The organism is uncultured Maribacter sp. (genome assembly GCF_963974015.1).
Classification (GTDB): domain Bacteria; phylum Bacteroidota; class Bacteroidia; order Flavobacteriales; family Flavobacteriaceae; genus Maribacter.
Genome location: NZ_CAXBBZ010000019.1, coordinates 32,661 through 52,860, shown reverse-complemented (window position 1 = coordinate 52,860; position 20,200 = coordinate 32,661). Strand labels below are relative to the sequence as shown.

Here is a 20,200-nt window from a genome sequence, read left to right as displayed (position 1 = left end):
TTAAGAAAGTAAAATTCCGCATCTAAAAGGTTATTTATAATTGGCTACAACGGTTTGTGTATGATTAGTTGCGGACTTTTCCAACGGAAAATGTCCGCCTAGCTCTAAAGATAATTGATTGCAGGAATTTCCAATTGGAAATTCCGCCCGCAATTAATTATACACCGTGTTGTGCGCTGTTATTTTTTAAGTATTCCATTGCGTCACGGACATTTAAGTCCAATTCGTCAGCTGCTCGCCCGGTTCTCTCCTTAGCGAAGGCCTTTTCCCCAATTCCGTCCAATGCTATTAGAAGTTGGAAAAGAGTGTTTTTATGTCCTTTTTTTAATTCCATTCTCAACCAGTTTACAAAGTCCTCTTTAAGTTTAGGATTGCCAATTTTGTACAGACACCAATAAGCACTTATCCTTTCCGATTCGGTTTTATAAAGTCCAGCGTTTAGTCCATCAACAATTAGCGTTTCCAGTTCAGAAGTATTACGGTTTTTAAATTCCGATTCCGCAATTATTTTCCGTTCATATTCCGAATGAGAAACTCCGTTTGCTTTTTCGATAACGTAAGCCGCTTCTTCAAATTGATTTTCTGTAAGTTTCATAAATCAACCGATTTTACTGGCAAGCTTTAATAGTGCACAACGTTGATGTATAAGATTAGTTGCGTCTTTTAAGCACCTAATTTAGCAAATACAAACCAAATAGAAAATCCGCGAGGTTTTTCGAAAGTAAGCTTGCATTAGCAATTAATTTTATACGGTGTTAGCTACTGGTTTTTTCTTCAAATGTGTATTTCCCAAGTCTTAAGATACAGAAAAAAACTAATGTAACTGATTGTAAACTATAGTCCGAATATTGTAAAAATGAATGTGCAATATTATTCCTTAAATTTTTTCCTTTCTGTGTGAAAGTGTATTTGAACAATTCAATGTCTTTTTCTGTAAAATGTTTTTTGGTTGTTGGATTATCCAATAGTTCTTCAAGAAGCTGTTCTTTTATCTCTCCTCTTTTCGAAGTGGATGTATTTCCACCAGATAAGCGAATAAAATCTCTCAAAGCACCTTCAAACTTGACAGTCAATGAATCCATAGCTAATATGAAATTATTGATTTTATTGGTATTCATTAAAACGGAAAGTTCAAATTGTGCAAATAAATTATGAATTCCAGGTGCAAGCATTGTCAACCAAGATGAGTTTTGGTCAATCTCATTATCAGTCATCCCTCTTTTGAATTTCATTCCGTACCACGTTTGGACTTCTAAAAACTCGAATATTTTATAATAATTTAATTTACCTGTTATATTTCCATCAACGAATACTTTTAAGAAAAGACTAAAGCATTTAACTCCGTGAGCAATTGTGTAGCTTTGAATTATTTCTTTGTCAATTTTCTCCGAATCTTCAAGATTTTTGAAATTACTGTTTATATCAAAAACGCTCGTACTGAATAGACTACTAATAGAATTTTTTATAGATTTCTTGGCATTTTCTTCATTTTCAATAGGGTCAACAAGAATATCTTCATTTATTGAAAAGAAAGCAAGAATTCCGTCAGTTGGCATATCTAAAATGATTTTTGATTTCATATTTAGATATTCATTAAACATTTCTGTTTCCTTCTCACCAAGTTCCCAATTTACTTTTCCAAGCTTTACCGTTTGCTTTAATCTATTATATTCTTTTAGATTTTCTTCAGCTTCTTCTGTTTTACCTGCAAGCCTTAAATATTTGGCTTTTGTTCCAATGGTAGTAAACTTAACAAAATCAGTGTCTTCTTGATGTTGTTCTAAAATTAGGTCTTCGTTCTTTGCTAATAATTCATAAAGTTCATTTAGAGGAAGTCCAATTAAATTGTAAAGTCTAATTCCAGTTTCGAGTTTGTTTTTATTAGTGAAATATGAAACTGATTTATCATCTTCAATCCATTTTGGTAATTTAGAGGCTATATCATTTAATTCTTCGCTTGAGAGTGTATTATTATCTAAAATAGAGTTTAGGATATTTGGTTTAAACCAATTCGGTAAATCATTTACTAATTTTATAGCAGTCGCTTTAGCTATATCTATTTTCTTCTTTGATTTCTTTGAGATGTATAATATTGCAGATAGAATTATAGGTAATTCACGAGCTTCATCTGCCTTAATTCTATTTATTGTTTGGATATAATTGTCAATTGCAATTTCTGCATATTTGTTATGCTTTGTTCCTTGCCATAATAAATGTGAATATCTGGATTTTAGCCAAGCATTTTGAGTTGCCTCTAATCTATCCTTTAAATATTCAAGGTCATCTTTGTCTAATCCAATGCTCGATATTTGACCTTTCGTATCAGTAACTTGAACATTGGTTATTAATTCTCCTTTATTTAAATTATAGTTTAATGATTTCCTCTCAACGATTAGCTTTTTTTTCCAATCACCTTTTATTCTTTTTGTTGGCTTAAGTTCTCTTTGAATATTCCAAATGCTCAATGAATTAAGATTTTCAATTGAGTTGTAGAATTCTTTTAATTCATCTGGAATTTCATTCATATGAGTTTTGTTAAACTTGTAGCTAACGGTGAGTGTATGCGTAGTGGCGGACTTCGGAGCGCTTCGCTATCAAACCGATATGAAGTTGATGCGAGCCACAAACCTTGATATTTACTACTTTTCCAGCCATTACGTATGACACATTGTTAGCGGTTGTTTTTTTCATTTTTCTTTATTTTCTCAATCGCATCACTCAATTCCTTTTGGTATGAACTATTTTCAGTTTGGTCGTCATAGATAAGGAAACCCATGTCAACGACAGAATCTCTCTCAATTTTGTACAAACTTGTCCAGTTTCTTCCTGAATTTACATAATTGACGATTAGATTATATTCATTCAAAAATCTCGGATTCTTTATTTCATTAAATCCTTTAACTTTTGTCAAACTCTCGTTTTTTAAGTCAACGAGATATAGATTATAAGTCCAATTACTTCTTACGTCAGAGCTATTTTGTATTAAAATATCCTTAATGTTGTCGTTGTTAAAGTCGATGAAATTAATTTTGGGAACTGTGCTATAAATTGAGTCAGAATAAATGTTTTCAAATTGTCCATTTATCTTCTTTGTGAATTTAAACTCATATTTGTTTTCATTCTCGGCATCAGAGTTTAGCAATTTAAGTTCAATTTGGATGTGTAGATTACTATAAATTGAATCACAGTTTAATTTAATCACTTTTGAATTATCTTTTTTATCAATCCAAGCATCTGGAAATAAGGGCTGGTCAATTATCCATTTTTTGTCTTTCGAAGTCCACATTAAATATGGACCTTCAAATCCTTCAATAAATATCAATTGATATTCATTGTCGTTTAGTTTTTGGTATTCAGGTTCTAAAAAATCAAGATGGTCAATGAATCCGAATTTCTTCAATGTTTCCCAATCATTTGATTCAGGAAGTCCATTTGTTTTTTTGTAGGATTCAATCTGGTCAATTATTTTATTTCCTAACTCAATGTCAGAATGACGATTTATTGTAAAAGGAAGCTTTATCCAAATCAAATAGAGAACTACTAACGCAATTATTCCAAATCCTAATATTTTAATTCCTTTTCTCAAGTTTAACTTTTTATTTGTCAGTCCTTTAAATAACCGCTAACAATAGTATATATAACATTAATGTTATATATACCTCCAATATAGAATATATATAACATATGTTATATATATCTTTTATAAATTTCTAGGAGTCAAGAGGGTTTTTTATTTTTTTGAAAGTTGTTGTGGCAACATGTGTATAAATTTCAGTTGTCTTGCTCGAACTATGACCTAATAAAACCTGAATTTGTCTTAAATCTACACCTGCTTCTAAAAGATGTGTTGCAAAACTATGTCTTAACATATGTGGGGTTACAAGAATTTTAATACCTGCTTTTGTAGCAGCATTAATTACAACTTTCCCAATGCTTTGACCTGAATATTGCTTGCCGTATAAACCTTCAACAATATATTTTTCTGGCTTATATTGTTTATAATATTCTCGTAGATCTTTCAACAATGAATGTGAAAGCAAGGTATACCGGTCTTTATTACCTTTTGCAGCTTCAATCCGTATCAACATCCTTTTACTATCTATATCGCTGATTTTTAAATTCACCAATTCATTTCTTCGTATTCCAGAGGAATATAGAAGACTAACAATACATTTGTGTTTTAAGTTGTTGGTGTTGGAAATGATTCGGAGAACATCTTCTTTGGAAAGAACTTTGGGCAATTTCTTTTCTTTTCTAGGTCTTTCTATTTCATAAAACCTATTGGGCATACCTAGAACCGATTCATAATAAAATTTTATACTATTGATAGCTGAATTGATATAGGCATTGGATTTGTCTTCTTGAATTAATTTCAAGATATAACCTCTAACATCACTTTCATTAATAGATATTAAATCTTTTGTGCTGTAGTAATTTATGAATGTTTCAAAAGAATTTACATATGTTTTTACTGTGTTATTAGCATATTTCCTCAATTCTAACTTATCTAAATAACTTAAAGGACAAACACGATATGTTGCTGAAAGCTCCCTTTTTCTAAACCATGTAATATCGATTGTCTCGTTATGTTCTTTGGCAATGTTTCGATCAAAAAATTGGTTACAATCAACCCAAACAACACCATTAAATATTTTGAATATTTCATCAAGATTTTGTTTGTTGTTCAAAATGTAAGCCATGTTAAAGCTATTGCTCCATTTAACATCTGGTAACTGCTTAACAAGCGCATGAATAACTTTATCTGTGTTGAATTGCAAACCAATGTAGCGTCTTTCTTTAATTAAAAGATGCTTTAAAGTAACGCTCCTACCTTTTTCCATGGCTTTTTTTAGCAATTTACTTGATACAATTGATTTAATCGTACCTTATACGAATAGGATACGTATAATATGCTGTTAAATCTTTTATTATGAGAATTTATAAGGAATGTCGTCATTGTAGTAAAGAATTAAGAGGTAGGACGGATAAGAAATTTTGCGATCCTCAATGTAAAAGTGCCTACCAATACCAAATTGAAAAGCAAAATCCTGAGCGCTTTTATAATAAGGTAGATAATCAACTAAAATTAAACCGTAAGATTTTAAAGGAATACAACAAAGGGGGGAAGGTAACGATAAGAAGCAATGTGTTGTTGAAATTGGGATTCGACCCGAACTTTTTTACCCACTACTGGAAAAACCAAAAAGGGGAGGTGTACCTATTCGTGTATGAATACGGATTTTTAAAGAAAACGGAGAACGGCAAGGAGAAATATGTACTGGTCACTTGGCAGGACTATATGGGCAAATAAAAAAATTGAGGTAAAAAACTACTAAAATCTATACCGTTTTGAACGGAGGTAGGTAAGCTACCTGTTTGGTCTCCATACCGTAAAGGGGTGCGAAACCATCTTCCCGTAAGGGTAGAATATATTTTAGGTACCGAAATTTCGCTTTACGGACAAATCGTATGCACTTTTGTGTTCACTGGTAACTAACTGCTTAAAATTAGGCATGAAAAAACGGTTTAGCGAAAACTAAACCGTTGTTTTTAAATACTTTAAACTTAGTAGCGGGGACTGGACTCGAACCAGCGACCTTCGGGTTATGAGCTCACCAAAAACCTCCTATTTCCCCGTTTTTATTGACTTGTTGTTATGAAAACGTGTACGTTTGCGTGTACGCTAATTATACATTAGAATATGGAAATTTAATGATTTTTAATTTAGTTGTAGAAATTAGGTATTAACAATCTGAATTTAAAATCCACTCATACGTTATTACGGCTTATCAGATTTAAAGGTGTAAAAAAGAAAATACTTGTTATACCATTTAGTACTTGACTAGTTAAGTGTATCACGATTAATATTTTTAAATAATTCATCTTCTTTTTCTATTAAGGGATCATACCAGTCTGCCTTTTCATTTATCCATCTTTTTAGGTCTAAAGTCATTTTGTTATTCTCTACAGCATTAAGTTCTACAGCTTTTATATAGTTGCGTAAATCCATTGATTTTTGCCAGCGACTAGAATGGTTAATAACGGACTTGAAGGTTTCTAATTCCTTAGCTCTTCGTAGTTTTAATTCTTCTTCTATTTTTTGCTTCCGCTTGTATTCTTTGTGCCAAATTTCTCGCTCCTTTCTATCTTTTATATCACGCTTGGCTCTAAGTTCAAAATAAGCTATAATGTTCGGTAGCTTATCTTCTAGCAATTTAGTTTTTGAATCACTCCAGGTATTACTATTTAAGTTATCAAGTTTTAGGGTTAGTTTGCCAGAAGGAAAGTATTTAGCTTCTTTCCAATCGTATTTAGGGTGTTGTTCCATTATCCTAATGTTACTTTCTCTAATTCTTATATAATATATCTCTCCAAAAACGATTATTTTAGTTCCGTTATGATTAGAATATTGTTGATTAGCGTGCACCACTAAAGAATGCCCTCTTCTTTTTAAGAGCTTGATTAGTGCATCAGTGAAAATTAAGGCTCTTCTTTCTAATGCATTAGAAACATTTATAGATAATACTCCTTCTTTTGGAGGTTCAATTCTGGTATATTTTTTAGTTTTTTTAATTTTATTTAGATACTCTCTAGTTGATATAATTAATTTATCTGGTTTGTTAAGTTTTGTTGTTATTATTTGAGGTAAAATATTATCGTTTTTTATATCCCTAATTAATAAATCTAACTCAGTTAATTTACTTAAAACTGGTTCTCCTGAAATGCGTTTAGGTAATGTTATATCACTGTTATCAATGGAATTATCTGATAGGGGAATTGGAGCCACCATCTTTCCGAATTTTATCTTAGACCAATGACCTTTTAGAGGTAAAGGGATATCTTTTTTTTTGCATAATTTTTTAAAAGCATTATGGGTTATCGCAAATTCTTGAATAATTTTTGAGATTGGTTCGGACCATACTAATTTGTATAATTCTAATCTTGAAAATTTCTTATTGTTCATTTTTTATTTTAACCATATTTATAATTTATTAGTTAGGCATTTATAAATTAAAGGGGAGTACTGATTTTTGAAATCATGTGGTATAAGAAATATACTTTGGATAAAATTAAATATGCGATAGAAACTTGCTTTACGGTTTTCCGTAATCAAAGATTTGCAATAATGAATAACTTGTGAGAATATTCCGTGTATGCTAATTATACACTTATAAAGTTGGAATTATAAGTTGTTTATTCAACTGTCTTATGAAAATGAACAAGAACCTATTTGAGTTTAAAATTACAGATCAGGATTTTTTTATTATCTGAACTTGTCGATGAGTTGGAAATTGAAAATGTAACTTTTAAATGGGAATAGGGTCGCTATAATTTAGAACTTTGTTATCTTCAATTTTTATTCCCCCTAACAATTTTAATTTAGAGTATTCTATGACTAACATAAAAGAGTCAGCTAACTTTATATGGTCTATTGCAGACCTTTTAAGAGGTGATTATAAGCAAAGTGATTACGGCAAGGTAGTATTGCCGTTAACTGTTCTAAGGCGTTTAGATTGTGTATTGCAAAACACCAAACCTGATGTAATAAAAAAGTATAATCAGGTGAAGACAATGAGCATACAAAATCTTGACCCCATACTTAATAAAGAGGCAGGTTATAACTTTCACAATAAAAGCCCTTTCAACTTTGACAAGTTAATAGCAGACCCAAATAATATAGCCTCTAACCTTAGAAATTATATTAATGGATTTTCAGAAGATGCCAGAGAAATCATAGAGCAATTTGAGTTCGATAATCAGATTACAAAGCTAGATGATGCCAATCTACTTTTTATGGTCTTAAAACGCTTTCAGGAAGTTGATTTGCACCCTCAGCGTATTTCTAGTATGGAAATGGGCTATATGTTTGAGGAGCTTATAAGAAAGTTTGCTGAAATCTCTAATGAAACAGCAGGAGAACATTTTACACCTAGGGAGGTTATTCGGTTAATGGTCGATTTGTTGTTCATGAATGACAGGGAAATTCTAACCCAAAAAGGAATCGTAAAGACAATTTTTGACTGTTGTGCGGGTACAGGGGGCATGCTGTCTGTAGCAGAGGAATATTTAGCAGAATTAAACCCAGATGCGCGCTTAGAGGTATTTGGTCAAGAGCTAAACCCAGAGTCCTATGCTATCTGTAAATCAGATATGCTAATTAAAGGGCAAAACCCTTCTAACGTTGCAAAGGGCAATAGTTTAAAACGTAAAGATGATACCAAGCTAAAAGGTGACCAGTTTGTAAACCAGAAATTTGATTACCTAATTACGAACCCTCCGTTTGGAGTGAAGTGGGGTAAGGTACAGAAAGAGGTAAAGGAAGAGCATGAAGAATTGGGTCATGGTGGGCGTTATGGAGCAGGTTTACCTTCTGTTAGTGATGGTTCTTTCTTATTTCTTATGAATCTGATGTCTAAAATGAAACCCAAAGAACAAGGAGGCTCACGTTTGGCAATTGTGTTTAATGGCTCTCCCTTGTTTTCAGGTTCACCTAGTAGTAAAAAGAATGAAAGTACTATAAGACAATGGATAATTGAAAACGACCTCCTAGAGGCTGTTATAGCCCTTCCTAATCAATTGTTTTACAATACAGGTATAAGCACTTATATCTGGATAATCAGTAATCATAAACCTGCTGAGCGCAAGGGTAAGGTGCAACTAATTAACGCTATTGACTTCTATAAGAAAATGAGTAAGTCTTTGGGTGACAAACGCAATGAGTTAAGTAAAGAACACATCAAAGAAATTACGGAGCTTTATGGTAATTTTAAAGAGAGTAAACATTGTAAGATTTTTGATAATGAAGACTTCGGTTATTCAAAAGTAACCGTAGAAAGACCATTAAAAGAAAATGGTAAGTTGGTTACAGACCGTAGTGGTAACCCAAAACCAGATAGTAGTTTACGAGATTCTGAGAACATACCTTTAAAAGAAGATATTTCTACCTATTTAAAACGTGAGGTGTTACCTCATGTGCCAGATGCTTGGATAGATGAAAAGAAAACGAATGTAGGTTATGAAATTAATTTTACTAAGTACTTCTACGAGTATAAACCTCTACGTTCTCTTGTTGAAATTAGAGCAGATATTTTGGCTTTAGAAGAAGAAACCGAGAGTTTAATTAAAACGGTGATGAATTAGTATGAAACAATACGAAACATACAAAGATTCAGGTGAAGAATGGATTGGAGAAATACCAACAGAATGGGGAATGACACGTATTGGTAATTTGTCAGAGCTGACAGTTCCTCAAAGAGACAAGCCAAAAGATTTAAAGGGAGAAATACCCTGGTTACGAATTGAGGATTTTGAAAGCAAGTATGTTTCAACTTCCAAGAGTAATCAAGGTGTGTCAATTGAGACTGTAAAATCAATGAATCTTAAAGTATATCCCGTAGGAACAGTACTTACAGCTTGTAGTTGTACAATGGGAAAAACAGCTATTGTTAGAGAGCCACTAATTACAAATCAAACTTTTATTGGTATTACACCAAATCAAAACTTAGAGTCAGAATACCTATACTATTTTTTAATTTCTTCGACACAATATTTAAATTCAATTGCTTCTGGAGCAATACAAAGTTACTTGTCTAGAAGCGAGTTTTCAAAGTTGAAAATTCCTAAAATATCAATAGTAGAACAAACCAAAATAGCCAATTACCTCAACCACAAAACGGCACATTTAGATACCTTAATTGCTAAAAAAGAGCATTTAATCAACTTATTACAAGAAGAACGTACTTCTATGATTAACCAAGCAGTAACCAAAGGTATTGACTCTACTGTTATAATGAAAGATTCTGGTATTGAGTGGTTGGGTGAGATTCCAGAGCATTGGGTGAATTATAGAATTGATTGGATTACAACAATTGTTAGAGGCAATACTGGCTTTAAAAAAGATGAATTGCTTGAAAGTGGAGAATATGTAGCTCTGCAATATGGTAAAACATATAAAGTTGATATAGTTGATGAAAGTTTTAAATTCTTTGTTAATAATGAGTTTTATAAGCAAAGTCAGATTGTATCGAGAGGTGATACCATTTTGATTTCAACATCAGAAACGGTTGAAGACTTAGGTCACACATGTTACTACGATAAAGAAAATATTGGCTTACTGGGAGGGGAGCAAATTTTACTAAAACCTAATCGAAAAATTTTATCTGAAAAATATCTTTATCATTATGCAGGTCAGTTTTGTTTAGAAATGAGGAGGTATGCAAAAGGATTAAAAGTTTTTAGGTTCAATACTAATAACCTAAAGCAAATTTTTATCGCTATTCCCTCGCTAGAGGAACAAATTCTTATAGCTGATTACTTAGACCGTGAAACAATTCGTATTAGCGAGGTAATTAGTAGAACAAAGAAAGAAATAGAACTTCTAAAAGAGTATAAAACTTCATTAATTAGCGAAGTGGTTACAGGTAAAGTAGATGTGAGGGGAGAAGTTTATAATTAGAATATTACAAAATGAATTTTGAAGAAATAAGCGAATTATTTACTCAACTCCAACAAGCCAAATTAAACAATGCCGTAGAATGGGAGTGTTTGGGTAAAACAAGATACAGAACCAACTGGAACGGTCAAGAAATAGAAGTCGATAGAAGAAATAATATTGATAAAGATGTTCAGGAAATATATTTAAAGGTAGAAGACTTTGAAAATACCTATTCATCAAATACAGAAGAGTTTGATTTTCTGGTAAAATTTATAGAGAGAATTTAATGAAGGTATTAATTAATAGGGTTAAGGGAATTATAGATTTATGTTGGGATAGCTTCTCTGCAAAAGTAGGTTGTGGTCTTATTGTTATTAATAAAGAAGCTTCAATGCAGTTGCAGTTTGCCTACTTGCTCAAAAATAGTTTAGACTTGGTTGTTTATAACGAAGATGAATCTGTTGAACTGGAGCTTGAAATGGGAATTCGAGTTGGTGAAAAAACTAGAGTTTGCGATATTATAATTCATATTGAAAAAGGAACGGATAAAATTGAGCTACCCATTGAATTGAAATGTTATAGAAATATAAGTTCTTCAAGTGGTAAGTTAAGAGGTGCGCAAGACCTCTTTAAATTTGGGGTTTATGAAGATTTAGAATTATTAGAGTCTTATGTTGGCGATAATCGAATATCGGGAGTGCAATTAACTATGACTGATGCTCGAAATTTTGTTTATCCTAGAAATAAGACAGGTAAAAGTTGGGATTATGATATCTCTGACGGACATAGTATTACAAATGGAATTGAATTAAATACTCCAATAGGAGGGAAAGAAGTATCTATTATTTTGAAAGGTAGTTACAATTTCGCATGGATTAATAAAGGAGCTTTTTATTTTTTAAAAATACAGTCTAATGAGCAAAAGTGGGTTTATGCGCCTAATGAAGATAATACTGCTAGATATACTTTGGGTAAGGTAGGAAACCGGAATTTAATTTGTGTAGGTATTAACCCTAGCACAGCAACCCCTGAAAAATTAGATACAACACTAAGGAAAGTAAGCAACATAGCAGAACAAAAAGGATATGATGGTTGGTTAATGCTCAATGTATATCCTCAACGAGATACCTATCCAGAAAATTTAGGTACAGTAAGCGATGCATATCTTATTAAAGAAAATAACAAAGCAATTAAGGAAGTGTTAAGCAACTATGATTTTGCTGATATATGGGCAGCATGGGGAACAACAATAGAACACAGGGCATATTTAAAAGATTGTTTAATTGAACTTTCTAAAAATTTTAATTTCTCTTATAGGTGGCTTCATTATGACGAACTTACTAAATATGGTCATCCAAGGCATCCATTGTATGTATCCTATGATAAAGAGTTTTCAGAATTTAATATTACCTCTTATCTTGAAAGTCTATGAGTATATTAGTTGGTATAGAAGAGTTGTTGTCAGGGAGTGTCGTCGAAGGTACTCGTATGGAGTTTAAAAAAGGTTGGAATCCTACACCTATAATGCGTTCTGTTTGCGCTTTTGCCAACGATTTTGAAAATGAGGGGAGTGGTTATATTATTATAGGTGTTGAAGAAGTTGATGGCAAACCTATACGACCTGTTTTTGGGTTTAACCCTGCCCAACTTGAAAAGGTGGAAAAAGAACTTTTGGGGTATTGTAATACTATAAAACCTTCATATTTTCCAAGAGTTTCACTTGAAAGTATTGATGATAAACATGTTTTGGTATTATGGATTCCGGCAGGTAGCAACAGACCTTATGAAGTTCCTGACGATGTTATCGCTAAACATAAAACCTATAACTATCGTATTCGTTTTCAGTCCAATAGTATAGTTCCGAATAAAGAACAAGAAACAGAGTTAATTCAATTGACCTCTAAAATCCCTTTTGATGATAGGGTAAATACACAAGCCAGTATTGACGATTTGAGTTTTTCTTTAATGAGGGAACACCTACAAAAAACTAAAAGTAGGTTGTACCAAGAAAGTGATGCAATGACTGTTGAAGAACTGGCGGAAAAAATGAACTTATCGCAAGGCGCAAAGGAGCATTTATTTCCTAAAAATGTGGGCTTACTTATGTTTTCAGACCATCCAGAAAAGTACTTCAAGGGAGTTCAAATAGATGTTGTGGAATTTCCTAAAGGAGTTGCTGCAAAAGAGTTTAATGAAAAAATTTTTGAAGGAGCAATTCAAAAACAACTAGTAGATGTGCTTTCCTATATAAAGACAAATGTTATAAAAGAGAAAGTAATTAAACATGCTAATAAGGCTGCTTCTGATAGGGTTTTTAATTATCCGTTTAATGCTATAGAAGAAGCTTTGTCTAATGCAGTATATCATAGAAATTATGAGTTGCAAGACCCTATAGAAGTAAGAATTTTGCCAGAAGCTATTGAGATAATAAGTTTTAATGGTGCAGACCCTGCTTTAAAACAAGCTGATTTTGATAAGGGTATTGTTAGAGCTAGGCGTTATAGAAATAGAAGAGTAGGGGAGTTTTTAAAGGAATTGAGACTTACAGAAGGTCGTGGTACAGGTATACCTACTATTGTAAAGGCTTTAAAAGATAATGGGTCTAGTGAGCCAAAGTTTGATACTAATGAGCCAGAAAGAACTCATTTTTTAATTGAGTTACCTATTCATGATACATTTATAGATGTAATGAGTAAAAATGTCGAAAAGTATGTACAAATAGCAAAATCATTAGATAAGCTTCAAATAGAAATATTGAAGTATGCTTTAGAGCCTGTTAAGAAAAAAGAACTGTTGGAAGATTGTTTGAAGATGTCAAATCAGACTAAAAATTTTACCACTCATATAGAACCGTTAATGGATATGAATTTAATTAGTATGACGTTACCAGATAAACCAACTAGCCAATTGCAAAAATACTATACTTCTAACTTAGGAAAAGGAGTCCTTCATGTTATTAAAGAAGGAGAGATAAAATAGGAGTTAATAAGAGAATAAGTAAAAATGTAAATAAGAGAGAAACTTAAAAAGTAACTAAGGTAGTAACTAAGTTAGAAGTTGAATGAAGAAGAAGGAGAGAAACTTATAAAGTTGATAAGAAGATAATACATACAGCATCTAAGAGAGAAGTTAAACAAGATGTAGAAGGAGAAACTAAGTTAGAAGTTAAGAGAGAAACTTACAAAGTAACTAAGGAGGTAACTAAGGAGGTAACTAAGGTAGAAGTTGAATGACGAGGAAAGAGAGAAACTTAAAAAGTTGATAAGAGGGTAATACCTACAGTATCTAAGAGAGAAACTAAACAAGATATAGAAGTAGAAACTAAGTAAGAAGTTAATAGAGAAACTTACAAAGTAACTAAGGAGGTAACTAAGGTAGTAACTAAGTTAGAAGTTGAATGAAGAGGAAGGAGAGAAACTGAATAGACAACTTAAAAGGGTAACATAAATAAGAAGATTAGAATATGGCTAAAGGAATACATACAGAACTAACTTTTGAAGAAGCTATAGAAGTATCATTATTAGAAGATGGTGGTTATGTTAAAGGACATTCTAGAGACTTTAATACTCAGTTAGGTTTATTTCCTGTTTATATTACAGACTTTCTTAAAGATTCTCAACCTAAAGCATGGGATAAGTTAAGTAACATTCATAAAGAAGAGGTAGAAGATAAAGTAATTCAAAGATTAATAAGGGAATTAGATTTAAGAGGCACACTTGATGTTGTTAGAAACGGATTTACCGATTATGGAGTAAAGTTTAAAATGGGCTTTTTTAAGCCTGAGACAACACTCAATGAAGATGATGAGCTGTTGTATAGTAAGAATCATTTAAGCGTAACAAGACAACTGTATTATGAGCGAAAAGGCAACAATTCTTTAGATATGGTTTTAAGTCTTAACGGCTTACCAGTTTCAACAATAGAGTTAAAAAATCAATTTTCGGGTCAGAATGTTACCAATGCAAAAAAGCAATATGTGTTTGACCGTGAACCTAATGAGCCTATTTTTTCCTTTAAGAAAAGAGCCTTGGTTCACTTTGCAGTTGATACAGATGAGTGTTTTATGACCACTAAATTAAGTGGTAAGTCAACAAGATACCTTCCTTTCAATTTAGGCTATAATAACGGAGCAGGTAACCCAATCAATAAGGAAGGGTATAGGACAGATTATCTCTGGAAGTATGTTTGGGCAAAAGACAGCTTTTTAGATATTATAGGAAAGTTTCTACACTTAAAAATAGAAGACTTTGAACTTAATGGAGTAAGTAAGAAAAAAGAAACATTAATTTTTCCCCGCTACCACCAATTAGATGTAGTTCGTAAGTTGACTACGGATGCAAAAGCGAAGGGTGCAGGTACAAATTATTTAATTCAACATTCAGCAGGTTCTGGTAAATCCAATTCCATTGCATGGTTGTCTTACAGATTGTCTAGTCTTCATAATGCTGAAAACAATAGGATTTTTGATTCCGTAATTGTTATCACCGATAGGAAAGTTTTAGATAGTCAATTACAAAATACTATTTACCAGTTTGAACACAAACAGGGAGTTGTTCAAAAAATAGATAAAAATTCTCAACAGTTAGCAGACTCTTTAATGGCAGGGTCAAACATTGTAATTACTACCCTTCAAAAATTTCCTTTTATTTTAGATAAGATAGGAGAGTTGCCAAATAGAAAGTATGCTGTCATAATAGATGAGGCACATTCTTCACAAGGAGGAGAAGCATCAAAAAAAATGAAAGAAGTGCTATCTGCTAAAACCTTAGAAGAAGCACAAGATTTAGAATTAGATTCAGGCTTAGATGAAGATGCAGAAGATGAGATTAGAAAGTCAATGGAAGCGAGAGGTAAGCAACATAATTTAAGTTTCTTTGCATTCACAGCAACCCCAAAAGCTAAGACAGTAGAAGTATTTGGTTCTAAAGGGACAAATGATATTCCAAAGCCTTTTCATTTATATAGTATGAAACAAGCTATTGAAGAAGGTTTTATTTTAGATGTACTTCAAAATTACACGACCTATAAGACCTATTTTAAACTATCCAAGGAAATAGAAGAAGACCCCAAAGTAAATAAAAAACAAGCTTCAAGAGCTATAGGAAGGTTCTTGTCATTGCACCCACATAATTTGGCTCAAAAAACTGAGGTGATAATTGAGCATTTTAAACAAATAGTATCCAAAAAGATTGGTGGCAAAGCTAAAGCAATGGTTGTAACAGGTTCTAGGCTTCATGCGGTACGTTACAAAGAAGAGTTTGACAAATACATAAAAGATAAAGGTTATACAGATATTAAAACCGTAGTAGCATTTTCTGGTAAAGTAATTTATGATACTTACCCAGAAGGAGTAACAGAAGTAGAACTGAATGGTTTTAAAGAAAAAGAGTTACCCAAAAAGTTTTCTAGTAATGAGTATCAGCTACTTTTAGTTGCAGATAAATACCAGACAGGTTTTGACCAGCCACTATTGCATACAATGTATGTAGATAAAAAATTATCTGGGGTTAAGTGTGTGCAAACCTTATCTAGGTTAAATAGAATGCATGCAGGTAAAGAAGATACTTTTATTTTAGATTTTACAAACGAAGTTGAGGACATTGTAAATTCTTTTCAGCCCTATTATGAGCTAACCACTATAGAAACCAATACAAACCCAAACCATTTATACGATTTAAAAGGAGAGATAGAAAAAGCTCAAATAATTTGGGAGTCAGAGGTGGATAATTTTTGTAATGTGTATTTCAAGTCCATGAGTGTGCTGAATGTAAAACAGCAAGCTAAGTTAAATGCATTTGTAGACCCTGCTGTTGAACGGTTTAAACAACTACCAGAGGAAGACTCTAAAGATGATGTAATAGGAACAGAAGTAACACAAGATAATTTTAAGCATGCTTTACAGACTTTTACAAGAACCTACTCTTTTTTAACTCAAATAATGCCTTTTGCAGATGTTGACCTAGAAAAGCTCTTTACCTATAGTAGATTTTTATTAAAAAAACTACCAAGAAAAAGTCAGCAAGACAGATTTAAGTTAGGTGATGAAGTTTCATTAGAGTACTATAGACTACAACAAATTGCAGAACAAAATTTAGTACTAGAAAGTCAAGGGGAATATGGTTTAGATGGTATATCTGAATCTGGGATTAGAGCTGCTAAAGAAGAAAAAGAAGCTTTGTCGGAAATTGTTAATGTTTTAAACAAAAGGTTTGGAACTGAGTTTGCAGAGGCTGATAAACTTTTCTTTGACCAGATAGAAGAAGAACTAGTTGCAGATGGTAAGCTATCAGAGCAAGCCCAAAGTAATACTCTTGACAACTTTAAATTTGGTTTCGAAGATGCTTTTATGGATAAACTAATTGGACGTATGGAGCAGAATCAAGACATCTTTACTAAGATGATGGATGATAAGGATTTTGGTGCTTTAGTGAAGAATTACATGCTTAAGAAGGTTTATAAACGATTGAATGAATAAAGGTTTAAAACTCGAAATACTAAGAGAACTATTAACTCAGCAATCACCATTCTATTATCGTGAAGATGGGGATATTATGGAGTTTCTGTTATCCATTTGGGATTTAAGAGCAATGCCGGATACAGATGGAAGATATAAAGATGCATATGGCGATGTCTTTCAGCATGTAATTAATAATCAAGACTGGGATTTTGAGTACTTGTTTATTGAAAGATTAAATCTACTTGAAAGCAATGATATTTTTATAAAATTCTTAAATAGAATTATTCACCCTGATACAAGAGGGGACGAAAAAAGTATAATGGCTTACTATTATCTTTTACAACCTTATTTAAAGAGGGGTAATTTAGGTTTTATCCGTAAGGCATTTGAATCGAATGAATTGCCGATATATGAAATAGGACAATTTAAAGAGGATAGTGTAAGTACATTTGGAATAAAAAAAAATGTAATTCCTTTTATAGTTGATTTTAGACCCAACGGGCATTCAAACCTTGTAAACTCTCATAGGAGAATAGATAAGTTTCCTTATTTTGCTTTAGCTTTTAATTACGGATGGAATGATTATAAAATAAAATCCACATTTCATTTGTTCTTTCATAAAGACAATGCTCAAGTTTATCATGTTGGGGAGGTTAAAATTATTCATGAAAGTGCGACTGATGCTTCTGAGGTTGTTCCTGCTGAATTTACAGATTTAACTACTGATTTCTGCTCACTTGGTCAGAGTAGTCATTATTACAAAACTTTAAAGGAGTTATTTCCTAAAGAATTTGAAAATATTTTGTGGGCGTTAAGAGATTCGGCTTTTTTCTTGGAGAATGCAGAGCGTTTTGAACAAAATTCCAATTTTAAAAATTCTTTAATTAGAGAAAATACGGCAGAGCGATTACTAAGAGAAGCGAAATATTTACTATATGATTATGATTTAGAGAATCTATATTCCTTCTCGTTTAAATTCAATCCTAAGTTCGCAGAAAATAATTTAAACGTAGAATTTAATTTTAAAGATAGTGAATTTGCCTATGATAGAATATATGGGATAATAGGTAAGAATGGTACGGGAAAAACACAATTAATCACATCTCTTCCATTAGATATTTCTAAAAAAAATGATGCGATTTTTAAGCCAAAAGCACCCCTATTTAGTAAGGTAATTGCAGTTTCTTACAGTTCATTTGATAGCTTTGAACTACCCAGGAATAATGCAACATTTAATTATAATTATTGTGGGCTTAGGAATGAAAATAATGAACTTTTAACTGAAGAAGAACTTCTTTTAAGGTTTCATGAAACTCGATTAGATATAAAAAGATTAGGTAGAACAGGTCAATGGATTGATACGTTAAAAAATTTTATTGACAACGAGTCATTATCTCAATTTGTAGACTTCGAAATAGAACATTCTGGGACTACTAAAAAGAAGGTATTCACCTTTGATGTGGAAGCGTTTAGAGGGGTGGTGAAACATCTGAGTTCTGGTCAAAGTATTATTCTATTTATAATAACAGAGTTGATTGCAAAAATACGTTTCGATTCCTTAATTCTTTATGACGAACCAGAAACACACTTGCATCCCAATGCCATTTCTCAATTAGTAAATACAGTTTATCATTTAGTTCATCTTTTTAAATCTTATTGTATAATCGCAACTCATTCACCATTGATTATTCAAGAAATTATTTCGAAAAATGTTTATGTTGTTGAAAGGGAGGGAAATTATTCTTCGATACGTAGGATTGGCATTGAGTCTTTTGGTGAAAATCTATCCATTTTGAGCGAAGAAGTATTCGGAAATAGAGAGATACCCAAACAATATCAAATTATATTGAAAGAAATGGTTGAGTCAAGATTGACATATGAACAAATAAAGGAGCGTCTAGAGTATGGTCAAATCCCGTTAAGTATTAATGCAAGCATTTATCTCAAAAGTCTATTGAATGAACAATCTTAATGTTTCCAGCGAAGACCCCGATGACTTTTTCGACAGGGTATTAGCATCTAAAAAAAACTCTGCCAAAGATGTTAATTATAAATCAAGAGTAAATACATACAAACCAAATATTAGACGTCATTTTGCTGATTATAATTATAGATTTATTAGTGGAAGTCTAGGGGCTACAACATCACAAGGTTATGTTGACCCCGTAAAAAAAGATTTATTAAGGCTCTATAGATATGATACGCCCTTAATGCAAAAATTAAAGGTTGAAGTCACAACTTCATCAAACGATAGAATTATTAATACTTGCCAGAACTGTACAATAAATGCTGTAAATAGTTTAGACCATGTACTACCTAAAGAGGAGCTAAGTGAATTTTCCGTACATCCAAAAAATTTATTTCCTTCTTGTACAGAATGCAATGGAAAGAAAAATAAGTTTTGGCAAGATGGAGGACAATTATTGTTTCTCAATTTGTATACTGATACGCTTCCTAATCTTCAATATCTATTTGTGTCAGTTAGTTTTGTTGATGGATTACCGGGGTGTAAATTTACAATTGGCAATCCAAATGGAATAGACCCATTGCTTTATTCCGTTATTGAAACTCATTATACTAGATTGGGTCTTTTACGGAGATTTGAAATGAATACTAATGAAGTTATAACAAACATTGAACATCAAATATTGGTGAATAAAGGCAGGCTTCCTAGACAGGACATTATTGATGTTATAATCGAACACAATAATTTAAATAGAAGTTCGCTAGGGTTTAATCATTGGAAAAGCCTCTTATCAATTGAATTAACTAATTGTCAGCCGTACATGGACACACTATTTTCGTGAATAATATAGTAGGTGAATTAAAAGAATTTTATCAGATTTTTTTTTTGAAATACAAACTAGCTATGACTCTGAAAATGAAAGTGTTATTCCAAAGCAAAAAAGATGATTTAGGTTGTTGAATATGCCGAACGCAACACGATAAGATATAGTGTTTTCTTAAGTTAAGAAACTATCCTAAACTTGCACGAAACTAATTTTAAAGAAATGGATGGAAATTTTATCTACAACGTAGAATATCATAAAAAAGGTAAGCCTAATGGTAAACGCTCGCTAGAAGTTCTAGCAGATGATTATGAAGAAGTACTTTGGACACATTTATTAAAACAACTTTGTGAAAAAGTTCATGGTGATGATTTTCTCTTTGGATATTTAAAAAATGAAGATGTGGTATGTAATAATACGAACAATATCATAGCTCAATATACTGTGACCTTTAGAGATGAAATTGATACGATATACATAATTGATATGGAAGTAATAGGCGAGAGAAATATTGATTAA

General features: G+C 32.0%; 15 protein-coding genes. 10 read left to right on the top strand and 5 right to left on the bottom strand.

The genetic code is table 11. The features are described from left to right. Positions 1–157 precede the first annotated feature (157 nt). From AACZ41_RS16370 to xerA, 4 genes are all read right to left on the bottom strand, one after another. The gene (locus AACZ41_RS16370; RefSeq protein WP_339629680.1) at positions 158–595 is read right to left on the bottom strand and encodes a hypothetical protein; all 438 of its coding nucleotides are present in this window, start codon (positions 593–595) and stop codon (positions 158–160) included. Between the two features lie 160 nt (positions 596–755). After that, positions 756–2,525 carry a DUF4209 domain-containing protein gene (locus AACZ41_RS16365; RefSeq protein ID WP_339629679.1) on the bottom strand — a complete coding sequence of 590 codons (1,770 nt, stop codon included), beginning with the start codon at positions 2,523–2,525 and terminating at the stop codon, positions 756–758. A gap of 146 nt (positions 2,526–2,671) precedes the next feature. Next, positions 2,672–3,586 carry a hypothetical protein gene (locus AACZ41_RS16360; RefSeq protein WP_339629678.1) on the bottom strand — a complete coding sequence of 305 codons (915 nt, stop codon included), beginning with the start codon at positions 3,584–3,586 and terminating at the stop codon, positions 2,672–2,674. A gap of 124 nt (positions 3,587–3,710) precedes the next feature. Then, entirely contained in the window at positions 3,711–4,841 is a 1,131-nt protein-coding gene (gene xerA, locus AACZ41_RS16355) for a site-specific tyrosine recombinase/integron integrase (protein ID WP_339629677.1), read from the bottom strand. Between the two features lie 89 nt (positions 4,842–4,930). Between xerA and AACZ41_RS16350 the strand changes: the two genes are divergently transcribed. Then, positions 4,931–5,311 (top strand): hypothetical protein, encoded by a 381-nt coding sequence (locus AACZ41_RS16350; RefSeq protein ID WP_339629676.1) that lies wholly within the window; start codon positions 4,931–4,933, stop codon positions 5,309–5,311. A gap of 531 nt (positions 5,312–5,842) precedes the next feature. On the opposite strand, the gene AACZ41_RS16345 is transcribed toward AACZ41_RS16350, so the two are convergent. Next, positions 5,843–6,964, bottom strand: coding sequence for a hypothetical protein (locus AACZ41_RS16345; protein WP_339629675.1), 1,122 nt, complete (start codon positions 6,962–6,964; stop codon positions 5,843–5,845). 428 nt (positions 6,965–7,392) lie between these two features. Here AACZ41_RS16345 and AACZ41_RS16340 point away from each other — a divergent pair, with 428 nt between their 5' ends. From AACZ41_RS16340 to AACZ41_RS16300, 9 genes are all read left to right on the top strand, one after another. Beyond that, complete coding sequence (locus tag AACZ41_RS16340) at positions 7,393–9,141, top strand: class I SAM-dependent DNA methyltransferase (RefSeq protein ID WP_339629674.1); 1,749 nt, start codon at positions 7,393–7,395, stop codon at positions 9,139–9,141. A gap of 1 nt (position 9,142) precedes the next feature. Continuing rightward, entirely contained in the window at positions 9,143–10,456 is a 1,314-nt protein-coding gene (locus tag AACZ41_RS16335; RefSeq protein WP_339629673.1) for a restriction endonuclease subunit S, read from the top strand. A gap of 11 nt (positions 10,457–10,467) precedes the next feature. Then, entirely contained in the window at positions 10,468–10,722 is a 255-nt protein-coding gene (locus AACZ41_RS16330; RefSeq protein ID WP_339629672.1) for a hypothetical protein, read from the top strand. Then, complete coding sequence (locus tag AACZ41_RS16325; RefSeq protein ID WP_339629671.1) at positions 10,722–11,867, top strand: DUF1643 domain-containing protein; 1,146 nt, start codon at positions 10,722–10,724, stop codon at positions 11,865–11,867. The genes AACZ41_RS16330 and AACZ41_RS16325 overlap by 1 nt, the downstream gene beginning before the upstream one ends. Further along, the gene (locus AACZ41_RS16320; protein ID WP_339629670.1) at positions 11,864–13,414 is read left to right on the top strand and encodes an RNA-binding domain-containing protein; all 1,551 of its coding nucleotides are present in this window, start codon (positions 11,864–11,866) and stop codon (positions 13,412–13,414) included. Before AACZ41_RS16325 ends, AACZ41_RS16320 begins: the two co-directional genes overlap by 4 nt. A gap of 484 nt (positions 13,415–13,898) precedes the next feature. Further along, positions 13,899–16,910 carry a DEAD/DEAH box helicase family protein gene (locus AACZ41_RS16315; protein ID WP_339629669.1) on the top strand — a complete coding sequence of 1,004 codons (3,012 nt, stop codon included), beginning with the start codon at positions 13,899–13,901 and terminating at the stop codon, positions 16,908–16,910. After that, positions 16,903–18,864 carry an AAA family ATPase gene (locus tag AACZ41_RS16310; protein ID WP_339629668.1) on the top strand — a complete coding sequence of 654 codons (1,962 nt, stop codon included), beginning with the start codon at positions 16,903–16,905 and terminating at the stop codon, positions 18,862–18,864. The genes AACZ41_RS16315 and AACZ41_RS16310 overlap by 8 nt, the downstream gene beginning before the upstream one ends. After that, positions 18,851–19,699, top strand: coding sequence for a hypothetical protein (locus AACZ41_RS16305; protein ID WP_339629667.1), 849 nt, complete (start codon positions 18,851–18,853; stop codon positions 19,697–19,699). The genes AACZ41_RS16310 and AACZ41_RS16305 overlap by 14 nt, the downstream gene beginning before the upstream one ends. A 204-nt stretch (positions 19,700–19,903) precedes the next feature. Further along, the gene (locus tag AACZ41_RS16300) at positions 19,904–20,200 is read left to right on the top strand and encodes a hypothetical protein (protein WP_339629666.1); all 297 of its coding nucleotides are present in this window, start codon (positions 19,904–19,906) and stop codon (positions 20,198–20,200) included.